Here is an 11,574-nt window from a genome sequence, read left to right as displayed (position 1 = left end):
TCATTAATCGGCTAGATTGAAGAGCATTACAATTTGTCGGTTAACTCAATTGCTTGGCCAATGTAGTTGGCTGGTGTCATCTCTTTCAAGCGTGCTTTTTCCGCTTCAGGTAGCGCAAGGCCATCAATAAAGTGGCGCATCGCTTCACCATCGACTCGCTTACCGCGCGTGAGTTCTTTCAATTTTTCGTACGGTTTTTCGATGCCGTAGCGGCGCATAACCGTCTGCACTGGTTCAGCAAGGACTTCCCAGTTTTTATCGAGCTCAGCAAGCAGCGCATCACGGTTCACTTCCAGTTTACTGATCCCTTTTAGCGTCGAAGTGTAGGCGATGATCGCATAACCAACACCCACACCAAGGTTACGCAGCACGGTTGAATCTGTTAAGTCACGTTGCCAGCGAGAGATAGGCAGCTTTTGTGCTAGGTGATTGAACACGGCATTAGCAAGGCCTAGGTTGCCTTCTGAGTTTTCAAAATCGATCGGGTTGACTTTATGTGGCATTGTCGATGAACCAATTTCACCCGCAATGGTTCTTTGTCTGAAGTGGCCCAAAGCGATATAGCCCCAAATGTCACGATCGAAGTCGATCAGAATAGTATTGAAGCGGGCAACGGCATCAAATAGCTCTGCGATGTAATCATGTGGCTCAATTTGTGTGGTATAAGGGTTCCACGCCACACCTAGCGATTCAGTGATAAACTCTTCACTAAAGGTATGCCAGTCGAGTTCTGGATAGGCTGAAAGGTGAGCGTTGTAGTTACCTACTGCGCCGTTTACTTTTGCGAGAATCTCGATATTGGCAATCTGCTTATATTGGCGTTCCATACGGTACGCTACGTTAGCCATCTCTTTACCCATAGTACTTGGTGATGCTGGCTGTCCGTGGGTACGAGACAATAACGGAATATCGCGATACTCTTCTGCTAAGTGACGAATCGCATCAATAATGTTGCGCATTTCAGGAAGAAGCACGGTATCGCGCGCTTCTTTGAGCATTAGCGCGTGAGATGTGTTGTTGATATCTTCTGAAGTACAAGCAAAGTGAATGAATTCATTAACGGCGTGCAGCTCAGGAACACCCGCTACTTTTTCTTTTAAGAAATACTCTACAGCCTTAACATCATGGTTCGTTGTGCGTTCAATTTCTTTAATACGAGCGGCATCTTCTTCGCTAAAATTGTCTGCTATCGCATTAAGAAATTGATTGGCTTCATCACTGAATGCTGGAACTTCGGCAATTCCAGCAGTGGCTGAAAGCTTCTGTAACCAACGAATTTCAACAATGGTCCGATACTTGAGGAGACCAAACTCACTAAAGATACTGCGTAACGCAATCGTTTTACTTCCGTAGCGGCCGTCTACCGGTGAAACAGCAGTCAAGGCTGACAGTTCCATGTTTTTCTCCTGAATTTTGAGGTTAAGTGTGAGAGTGAATTCTTTGCGTCAATATTAGACTCGAGCTAATAAAATCTGAGCTTGTTCGATCATTTTCTTACGACCGAAGATCAGATGGCGACGCTTTCCTCCAACCTGACGCCACAAGACAGCGCAACGAATTCCTGAAAGGAGTAAGGCGCGCACTTTGTGCTGGGTTGAAGTTTGTTGAAGTATGGTAGGGGTTCCAGTGACTTGGATTCTTGGGCCAATAGGGCTGATAACATCCAAGTAGATACTGGCAAGGTTGCTGATCATCTGATCATCAAGCAAGTCAAAGTGGTTGACTTGACGTTCAATCGTTTGAATACGATCGCCCAGCTGTGACATCGCATCACGACGAGCGCTTAATTTACGCTCTAATGCCATCAGGCTAATGATATAGCGAGTGATTTCACTCCCTGATGGCGTGCTATCAATACCTTTCACCAAACATTCGAGGCCAATTTTTAAGTTGGCCTCAGAGCCGAAGACATCAAGTGTATTGCTTGGATTAGTACTTAAGATAGCCGTTAGAGAAGTTTCAAACGCGTCTGAATCACAGTGACCATTTTTTGCTACGTGTTGCACTAAAGCGACAGCTTGGCAGATACCCGCAAAAGCGATGGTACGGTCATAAAGGGTGTTAGCCACGTTTATTACTCCTAAGTTGTTTAAATTCGCTGCTCAATAATTCCACCGCCAAGACACACATCGCCTTGATAGAAAACCGCGGATTGACCAGGCGTGACGGCCACTTGTGGCTCATCAAAAATGACTTTAATGTTTTCATCATCAATAGGGATGATGGTACACGCTATATCCGTTTGACGGTAACGTGTTTTTACCGTGCAGCTTAGCGTTGCTTGGATTGGTGTACGATCAACCCAGTGTAATTGGGAAGCGATCAAGCCATGAGATTTCAATAATGGGTGATCAGCGCCTTGGACTGCAATCAAAACGTTACGTTTAAGATCTTTATCAGCGACATACCATGGGTCTTCGTTACCGCCACCGCCTTTTTGGCCACCAATGTGTAACCCTTTGCGTTGACCTAAAGTGTGGTACATCAGGCCTTGATGTTCACCAATAACGAGACCTTCTGGTGTTTCAATTTTACCCGGTTGTGCTGGTAAATAGCGAGACAAGAAGTCGGTAAATTTGCGCTCGCCGATGAAACAGATACCAGTTGAATCTTTTTTCTTCGCCGTCACCAAACCTTGTTCTTCCGCAATGCGTCGAACTTCGGGTTTTTCTAAATCACCCACAGGAAATAAGCTACGGGCCACTTGTTCATGGCTTAATGTATAGAGGAAGTAGCTTTGGTCTTTGTTGTTGTCCAAGCCGCGCAGCATTTGTGGTTTGTCATTACCTTCAGGGAAGGTGCGTCGAACATAGTGGCCCATGGCGATATAATCGGCATCTAGCACTTCATCTGCAAACTCTAAAAAGGCTTTAAACTTGATTTCTTTGTTACAAAGAATGTCTGGGTTGGGAGTTCGCCCGGCTTTATATTCCTCAAGGAAATATTCAAATACGTTGTCCCAATATTCGGCGGCAAAATTAATGGTATGAAGAGGGATGTCTAACTTATCGCACACGGCTTGTGCATCGGCTAAATCTTCCGCCGCTGTACAATATTCCTCGTTATCATCTTCTTCCCAGTTCTTCATGAACAGGCCTTCGACTTGATAACCTTGCTCTTTGAGAAGATACGCCGAAACGGAGGAGTCAACACCACCGGACATGCCGACGATGACTTTCTTTTGGCTGTTTGCGCTGCGGTTGTCTGACATTACTTAATACCACTCAATTGACTTGGTCGCAGATTCTAGCAGAAAGATTTTCGTCGCGACAGATCCGAGACAGCAATCACACTTCTATCTGGTTTAATTGGCGTCGTATCTGTCAATGTCAGCAGAAATTAGTTTTAGAATTCTACAATGGCTTATGGCATAGTGCGTGCCATTTTAAAGCGTAATAAAAGGCCACAAAATGCAAGATGACAATCAGATTATGGATGACGCATTTCTCATCGAAACAGTAGAGAATCAACTCGCGGACGGAAATCCGTTAAAGGTCAAAGAAACCTTGATGCGCTTGATGATGACAGGTCACTCAAGGGAGGATGCCGTTGCCTCTATTGCTTGTGCGCTTGCAATTGAGATTTTTGATGTGATGAAAAACGAAGGGCAATTTGACCTAAAACGCTATTCAGAGCATTTAGATAGGTTACCTGATCTCAGCTTTATGGAAGGTGAATAAAAATAATCAAGAGCAAACGTTTGCTATAATTGCCTTAGTTGCCGCGCTAATGGGTGCGCGGTAGAATCGCGCATCTTTTTCTCCTCTACTCAGACTGACGTTATGAAATTTCCTGGCCAACGCAAATCAAAGCATTACTTTCCTGTTCATGCACGTGACCCACTTGTTATCCAAGCACAAGAAAATAAAAAAATGTCACGTACACATATTATTGGTATCGACCAGACCTTGGTGGATATAGAAGCGAAAGTAAATACTGACCTCATCGAAAAATATGAGCTTAGTAAAGGCCATTCGTTAGTGATTGACGATCAGAAGGCCGAAGCTTTGTACACTGAGCTCAAACAAAATGGTCTGATTACTAACGAATATGCTGGGGGAACGATTGGCAACACATTACACAATTATTCGGTGCTGGCAGATGATCGCTCAACGTTGTTAGGTGTGATGAGCCAAGATATAAAAATTGGTAGCTACGGTTATCGTTATTTATGTAATACATCAAGTCGGATGGATCTGAATTATTTACAAGCGGTCGATGGAGCGATTGGGCGCTGCTTTGCCTTGATCACAGAGGATGGAGAAAGAACCTTTGCTATTAGTGAAGGGCAAATGAACCAACTTCGCGCAGAAAGTGTTCCAGAAAAAATATTTAAAAGTGCTTCAGCCTTAGTACTGACTGCTTATTTAATTCGCTGCAAAACTGGTGATCCAATGCCAGAGGCAACAATGAGAGCGATTGAATATGCTAAGAAATATGATGTACCTGTTGTTTTAACCTTAGGTACTAAATTTGTTATTCAAGATGACCCTCAATTTTGGCAAAATTTTTTGCGTGATCATGTCACTGTTGTTGCCATGAATGAAGATGAAGCCGAAGCATTAACCGGGGAAAGTGATCCCCTTGCAGCGTCAAATAAAGCCTTAAATTGGGTTGATCTTGTATTATGCACCGCAGGCCCAGTCGGTTTATTTATGGCAGGATATACTGAAGATGCGGCGAAACGTGAAACATCGTTGCCACTATTACCTGGTTCTATTGCTGAATTCAATCGTTATGAATTTAGTCGCCCAGCATCAAAAATAAGTTGTGAAAATCCGATACGTGTTTATTCTCATATTTCACCGTATATGGGTGGACCTGAGAAAATTAAAAATACTAATGGTGCGGGAGATGCGGCGTTATCGGCATTGCTGCATGATATGGCAGCCAATAAATATCATAAAGAGAACGTCCCTAATTCGAGCAAGCATCAGAATAACTTTTTAACCTATTCATCCTTCTCGCAAGTTTGCAAATATTCCAACCGTGCCAGTTATGAGGTGCTAGCCCAGCATTCACCTCGTCTGTCACGTGGTTTACCTGAACGTGAAGACAGCTTAGAAGAAGCGTATTGGGAAAGATAAAAGATTAAAATAATAAAAAGGCTCCGTTAGGAGCCTTTTTATTTGCTAAAGAGTTATTAAATCTCGAATTCTTCTAGAGATTTACCTGCATCAAGTTGCTCTTGAATTGCAGAAGGTGTGCGACCTTGACCTGTCCATGTTTTTTCTTGGCCATTGGCATCAAGATATTTGTATTTTGCTGGACGAGGTGCGCGTTTGCCTTGAACTTTAACTTTGTTCTTAGTTTCACCAGAAAGTGCAGAAATTAATGCGCTTACATCAATACCGTCTTTGGCAATCTGTTCTGCAATCGCAGCCAGCTTCGCTTCTTGTTCTGCGCGAGCAGAGCGTTCTTCTTCTTCCGCTTCTCTGCGTTCTTGAACAACGATCGTTAATTTATCTAGTGCTTCTTCAAGCTGCTCTAGAGTGAGTTCACGAGAAAAAGCGCGTAGGCTACGAATATTAAGTAGAGTTTTTGTTAATTCAGACATGACTATTCCTATTTGATTTAATTTAGTCGACACAGCAATAATAAACTGCTGAATTGGTACTTACAATATTAGATTCAAATATTAATGAAAATTTTATAGATAAATAAAAATCAAAAAAATATGAACTTGTTAGTGATGAGCTAATTTCATACATAAGTAGTAGTATCAAGAAGATCATCAATGATTTTTAGATAGACTTATAATTAATGTTTTTTATTATAATCTTCGTGATATTCATTGCACCACATTATGAAAGAAGTCTCAATGTTTCTTAATGAATGTGACCAATAATTGATGCACTTTGATGACATGATCGGTTGCAATGCATTCGTTGTTAAGTACAATGTCATTTACCTAAAGCGAAGTAAGACATTTATCATTGTTAAAATGACTTAATAACGGTGATTTATTGTACTTTCTTTGACGTAGAGGTGCGGTAAAAAATAGTAACTTCTGTTGGGGTAATGCCAATGAACAAAAGTGAAAGGTTTTATCGCCGAAGTAAGTATGCACATTAAAGCAGCTTGCTGGGGTTGTATTCGAATAGGAACAACACTGCCATAGTCTATTCTTTTTTTAAACTATGGAGCGCTACTGTAGGGTTGGGTGAAGTGTTCGCTTCCCTTTCGCTTAGTTCAACATGAATTACATGGTTACCTTAGCCTGTAATTTGTCTGCAGTAGATCTCTAACCATTTACTTACTGGTTTTTGAAGATCATGAATTTAATCGATTTTGCATCATCTCCTCTGTCGCTGTTACCGCCTCTGGTAGCATTAAGTTTGGCTGTTCTTACACGCAGAGTGCTTGTTTCATTAGGTGTCGGTATTGTATTAGGCGCGGTATTACTCGCGGATTATTCTTTTGGTAGTGCATTCAGTTATGTTGCTACTAAGGTATCAAGCGTCTTTGTTGCTGATGGCGGCATTAACACTTGGAATATGAGTATCGTCGGGTTTTTGCTTTTATTAGGTATGATGACCGCGCTATTAACTTTGTCTGGCGGTACTCGTGCTTTTGCCGAATGGGCACAAGTCCGCGTAAAAAGTAAACGTGGCTCAAAACTGCTGGCGGCATTTTTGGGTGTGTTTATTTTCGTTGATGATTATTTTAACAGTTTAGCCGTAGGTTCTATTTCTCGCCCTGTGACTGACCGCTTTTATGTATCTCGCGCTAAACTTGCCTATATCCTTGATTCAACTGCAGCACCAATGTGCGTTGTGATGCCAGCTTCTAGCTGGGGCGCGTACATTATGACGATTATTGGCGGTATTCTCGTTTCTCACGGGATTACCGAATATTCGGCATTGGGCGCGTACATGCGTTTAGTACCAATGAATTTTTATGCCATTTTTGCATTACTGATGGTGTTTGCGGTGGTGTGGTTCCAATTAGATATTGGTCAAATGCGCCAGCATGAAATTAATGCCTCCCAAGGCCGTGGATTTGACGACGCAAATGAAAACGATAGCCAAGACGCACATGAGTTAAATGAAGAGCTTGATATCAAAGAGAGCGAACATGGCAAAGTGTTGGATCTGGTTCTGCCTATCGTATTACTCATCATTGCAACGGTTTCAGCCATGTTATTTACGGGTGGTCAATCTTTAGCCGCAGACGGTAAAGCATTTGATCTACTGGGTGCGTTTGAAAACACCAATGTCGGCGCTTCATTGATTTACGGCGGGCTAGTTGGCTTGGCGATGGCTCTGTTTACCGTGTTTAAGCAAAAGCTGCCAATGAATGACATCAGTAATACATTGTGGATCGGTGCTAAATCGATGTTTGGTGCGATTTTGATCCTGATTTTTGCCTGGACAATTGGCTCTGTTATTGGGGACATGAAAACCGGTGCGTATATGTCATCTTTGGTTCAAGGTAATATTGATCCGCATTGGCTACCAGTCATCTTATTCTTACTATCGGGTGTGATGGCATTTTCAACAGGCACTTCTTGGGGAACGTTTGGCATCATGTTGCCCATTGCTGGAGATATGGCTGCGGCGACCGATATCGCTCTAATACTCCCGATGCTGAGCGCGGTGCTCGCCGGTTCCGTTTTTGGTGACCACTGTTCTCCTATTTCTGACACCACCATTTTATCGTCGACAGGCGCGCGTTGTAACCATATCGATCACGTTGCGACACAATTGCCGTATGCACTGGCTACGGCCTTGGTTTCGAGTGTCGGTTTTGTTGTTTTAGGAATGACAGCGTCAGTGCTGATCTCGTTGGCTTGTGCTTCTGTTGCATTTATCATTGTGTGCATGATTATGGCCGCTATGGCGAAATCAAAAATGACACATTGCGAGACGTTGTAGCCGTATTTTGGTTAAATGGAGTTGATAAAAGGGAAACGAAAGTTTCCCTTTTTTATTACTGGTGCACGACGGCGAAAAAAGATTTTAAAAAAGCAAAATTTTTAGTTGAAAAAGAACATCAGCTTGGTTAGTGTGGAGTCAAGACAGCAAACCAATAAGAGCTGATAAGTATGCGTAATTTTGTAATGAACATTCATCATCACCATCACCCTAAATAATCTTTCGGGGAGATGTACGCATACCCGGGAGGCAGGAAACTCCCGGTGGTTAAGTCAAAGCATTTAGATTAAAACCCTCGGGAGAACGCAAATCTCCCGAGGGTTTTTTCATTTTGCTTTAACTCAATTCCAAATACATTCAATACATTGCACAGGGAAATTGTCATGCAAACACAACGCCTAAGAATTGCCATCCAGAAGAAAGGCCGCTTGAGCTCAGAGTGCCAAGACCTACTTAAAAAATGCGGCGTGAAATTCAATATCATGGGTGAGCGTCTTGTCGTTCACTCTCTCAATATGCCGATCGACCTACTGCTAGTGCGTGATGACGACATACCCGGGCTGGTGATGGACGGTGTGGTTGATCTCGGTTTCATTGGTGAGAATGAACTGGAAGAGGTGCGTTTAGAACGCTTGTCGCAAAATAAGAAAAGTGAGTTTGTTTCACTGCGCCGTCTTGATTTTGGCGGCTGCCGCTTATCCATCGCGATCAATAAAGATCAGCAATACAACGGTCCTCAAGATTTGGCGGGTAAACGCATCGCCACAACTTATCCGCAGCTACTCAAAGCGTACATGGATGAAAAGGGCATTGATTTTAGCACTTGTGTGCTCACAGGCTCTGTTGAGGTTGCGCCACGAGCTGGCTTAGCTGATGCGATTGCTGACCTTGTTTCTACCGGCGCAACATTAGAAGCGAATGGTCTCAAAGAGGCTGAAGTTATCTTCCAATCCAAAGCAACACTCATTCAGCGTCAAGGTGAATTCAGTGAAGATAAGCAAGCATTGATTGCTCGTTTATTGACGCGTATGCAAGGCGTGATTCAAGCCAAAGAGTCCAAATACATCATGCTGCATGCCCCGGTTGATCAATTAGAAGCGATTAAAGACTTACTTCCGGGAGCGGAAGACCCAACAGTGCTGCCTTTATCGGCGGAGAAAAATCGCGTTGCAGTACATGTGGTCAGTACCGAGAACCTATTTTGGGAAACCATGGAGCGCCTAAAAGCATTAGGGGCGAGTTCTATTTTGGTTTTACCTATCGATAAAATGATGGAGTAACGGCGATGAGAACTGTCGTTTGGCAATCGTTGAGTGAAACTCAGCAAGATTCAATTTTAGAACGCCCGGCCATTACTGAAGGAGCCAATGTCACTGCTGCCGTGAGCGCCGTGATTGCGCAGGTAAAAGCGCAAGGTGACCAAGCTTTAATTGAGTTAACTGAAAAATTTGACCGCGTGAAACCGGATTCAATTCGCGTCTCAAGTGGTGAGATTGATGCGGCGTGTGAGCGTCTTTCTGACAAGATGAAACGAGCGCTTCAACAAGCTTATGAGAACATTACTAAGTTCCATAAAGCACAAAAGCTGCAACCGATCAAAGTGGAAACGCAGCCGGGAGTAGTGTGTGAACAAGTCACGCGTCCAATTAATACGGTGGGCTTGTACATTCCCGGAGGCAGTGCGCCTTTACCTTCTACCGTATTAATGTTGGGTGTTCCTGCACAAATTGTAGGGTGTCGTAAAGTGGTGCTCTGCTCACCGCCACCGATTGCGGACGAAATCCTCTACGTGGCCAAGCTGTGTAACATTGATGAGGTGTACAACATTGGTGGTGGTCAAGCGATTGCAGCAATGGCTTATGGGACTAAATCCGTTGCTAAAGTAGACAAAATCTTCGGCCCCGGTAATGCCTACGTGACAGAAGCAAAACGTCAAGTGAGCAATGATTTTCGCGGTGCAGCGATTGATATGCCAGCGGGTCCTTCGGAAGTGTTGGTGATTGCTGATGATACGGCTGATGCCGATTTCATCGCGGCTGATCTGCTTAGCCAAGCTGAGCACGGACCTGATTCACAAGTTGTGTTAGTGACCCCTTCAGCGGTGATTGCCGATCAAGTAACAGATGCAGTGCAAAAGCAGCTAAAAAGCTTATCTCGCGCCGCCATTGCAGAAAAGGCCTTGGCTTCTAGTTTGATCATTATCGCTGAGTCTTTGACCCAAGCAGTTTCTATCTCGAACTACTACGGCCCTGAGCACTTAATTGTGCAAACGCGGAACCCTCGTGAGCTGTTGCCGTTACTTGATAACGCTGGCTCAATTTTCTTAGGTGAGTGGTCACCAGAATCAGCCGGTGACTACGCTTCGGGTACCAACCACGTTTTGCCAACATACGGCTACACGCGTACTTATTCTAGCCTTGGTTTAGCTGATTTTAGTAAGCGCATGACGGTGCAAGAACTCAGCGCAGAGGGCTTACAAGGGTTAGCGCCAACTGTGGTCACAATGGCAGAAGCTGAAGGATTGGATGCACACAAACGTGCGGTCACCATTCGAGTCGAAAAATTGCAAAAGGCGAAAAAATAATGGAAAAACTGGCTCGTAAGCAAATTCAAGCACTAAAACCTTACTTATCGGCTCGCCGTATTGGCGGCAGTGGTGATGTGTGGCTCAATGCCAACGAATCGCCATTCAATAATGAGTACAAAACCGATTTTGTACGTTTGAACCGTTACAGTGATTGCCAACCTAAAGCTATGATCGATGCGTATGCGGCTTATGCCAAGGTACAACCAGAGCAGGTGTTGACCTCACGTGGTGCCGATGAAGGGATTGAACTTTTGATCCGCGCATTTTGTGAGCCCAATCAAGACGCTATTTTATACTGTCCGCCGACTTATGGTATGTACGCGATTAGCGCTGAAACGTTCGGTGTCGAGCGTAAAGTTGTGCCATTAACAGCGGATTGGCAGCTCGACCTGTCAGCCATTCGTGCCAATTTGGACCGCGTGAAGTTGATCTTCGTTTGTAGTCCTAATAATCCAACCGGCAATTTGGTTAAGCGCCAAGATATTATTGCTTTGCTGGAAATGACTAAAGACCGCGCTATTGTCGTGATGGATGAAGCCTACATTGATTTTTGTCCAGAAGCCTCAACCGTTGATTTATTAGCGCAATACCCGAATTTGGCGATTTTACGCACCTTATCTAAAGCGTTTGCGCTTGCAGGTTTGCGCTGCGGTTTTACCTTGGCCAATAAAGAGCTGATTGATGTGCTGCAGAAGGTAATTGCACCTTATCCCGTGCCAATTCCGGTAGCAGACATTGCCGTGAAAGCGTTATCGGAAGCTGGGCTGGCTCGTACCAAATTCCAAGTGTTGGATCTCAATGCAAACCGTGCTTACTTACAAGCAGGGTTGTATATGGTGTCCAATTTAACTGTGTTTGAAGGGTGGGGAAACTACCTATTAGTGAAATTTCCCGATGGTGATTCATTGTTTAAAGCCGCTTGGGATCACGGCATTATTTTACGCAATTCTCCGATTGAAAATTGCGTGAGGATCAGCATCGGTAATCGTGAAGAGTGTGAAAAAACACTCGCTTTTATTCACAATTATTATCAGTAATCGAGCACCATAAATAGCCCAAAATGAATAAGAGCCAGTCGTTTAAGTGACGTTACTGGCCAATAGAAAAGGA

At 43.9% G+C, this 11,574-nt stretch carries 10 protein-coding genes, 1 riboswitch and 1 other annotated feature; of the genes, 6 read left to right on the top strand and 4 right to left on the bottom strand.

Annotated elements, in window-relative coordinates:
- Window positions 1–26 precede the first annotated feature (26 nt).
- From purB to mnmA, 3 genes are read right to left on the bottom strand one after another with little or no spacing between them, the layout of a single operon-like run.
- Complete coding sequence (gene purB, locus PL85_RS10290) at window positions 27–1,397, bottom strand: adenylosuccinate lyase (protein WP_013857106.1); 1,371 nt, start codon at window positions 1,395–1,397, stop codon at window positions 27–29.
- 54 nt (window positions 1,398–1,451) lie between these two features.
- Window positions 1,452–2,069, bottom strand: a complete 618-nt coding sequence (gene hflD / locus PL85_RS10285; RefSeq protein ID WP_019281971.1) for a high frequency lysogenization protein HflD — start codon at window positions 2,067–2,069, stop codon at window positions 1,452–1,454.
- Between the two features lie 20 nt (window positions 2,070–2,089).
- Window positions 2,090–3,211 carry a tRNA 2-thiouridine(34) synthase MnmA gene (gene mnmA, locus PL85_RS10280; protein ID WP_013857104.1) on the bottom strand — a complete coding sequence of 374 codons (1,122 nt, stop codon included), beginning with the start codon at window positions 3,209–3,211 and terminating at the stop codon, window positions 2,090–2,092.
- A gap of 199 nt (window positions 3,212–3,410) precedes the next feature.
- Between mnmA and PL85_RS10275 the strand changes: the two genes are divergently transcribed.
- On the top strand, window positions 3,411–3,680 hold the full coding sequence (locus tag PL85_RS10275) for a hypothetical protein (protein WP_013857103.1): 270 nt from the start codon (window positions 3,411–3,413) through the stop codon (window positions 3,678–3,680).
- A gap of 102 nt (window positions 3,681–3,782) precedes the next feature.
- Window positions 3,783–5,087 carry an inosine/guanosine kinase gene (locus PL85_RS10270; protein ID WP_088721150.1) on the top strand — a complete coding sequence of 435 codons (1,305 nt, stop codon included), beginning with the start codon at window positions 3,783–3,785 and terminating at the stop codon, window positions 5,085–5,087.
- 56 nt (window positions 5,088–5,143) lie between these two features.
- Here the strand turns inward: PL85_RS10270 and PL85_RS10265 are convergent, their stop codons facing one another.
- On the bottom strand, window positions 5,144–5,557 hold the full coding sequence (locus tag PL85_RS10265) for an H-NS histone family protein (RefSeq protein WP_017043902.1): 414 nt from the start codon (window positions 5,555–5,557) through the stop codon (window positions 5,144–5,146).
- Window positions 5,558–5,975: 418 nt separating this feature from the next.
- Window positions 5,976–6,159, top strand: a riboswitch (Lysine riboswitch).
- A 116-nt stretch (window positions 6,160–6,275) separates the two neighbouring features.
- On the opposite strand from PL85_RS10265, the gene PL85_RS10260 reads away from it, so the two are divergent.
- The 4 genes from PL85_RS10260 to hisC all read left to right on the top strand — a co-directional run bounded on the left by PL85_RS10260 (window position 6,276) and on the right by hisC (window position 11,501).
- Window positions 6,276–7,877, top strand: a complete 1,602-nt coding sequence (locus PL85_RS10260) for a Na+/H+ antiporter NhaC family protein (RefSeq protein ID WP_026028031.1) — start codon at window positions 6,276–6,278, stop codon at window positions 7,875–7,877.
- Window positions 7,878–8,070: 193 nt separating this feature from the next.
- Window positions 8,071–8,207: a sequence feature (His leader region), on the top strand.
- Window positions 8,208–8,260: 53 nt separating this feature from the next.
- A complete protein-coding gene (gene hisG / locus PL85_RS10255) occupies window positions 8,261–9,157 on the top strand; it encodes an ATP phosphoribosyltransferase (RefSeq protein ID WP_026027608.1) in 897 nt (298 codons plus the stop codon).
- Between the two features lie 5 nt (window positions 9,158–9,162).
- Entirely contained in the window at window positions 9,163–10,461 is a 1,299-nt protein-coding gene (gene hisD / locus PL85_RS10250; RefSeq protein WP_115339699.1) for a histidinol dehydrogenase, read from the top strand.
- Complete coding sequence (hisC, locus tag PL85_RS10245; protein ID WP_115339700.1) at window positions 10,461–11,501, top strand: histidinol-phosphate transaminase; 1,041 nt, start codon at window positions 10,461–10,463, stop codon at window positions 11,499–11,501. Before hisD ends, hisC begins: the two co-directional genes overlap by 1 nt.
- The last annotated feature ends 73 nt before the right edge of the window (window positions 11,502–11,574 follow it).

Source organism: Vibrio anguillarum, assembly GCF_001989995.2.
GTDB classification, from domain to species: Bacteria; Pseudomonadota; Gammaproteobacteria; order Enterobacterales; family Vibrionaceae; genus Vibrio; species Vibrio anguillarum.
This window is presented reverse-complemented; position numbering and strand designations above follow the sequence as displayed.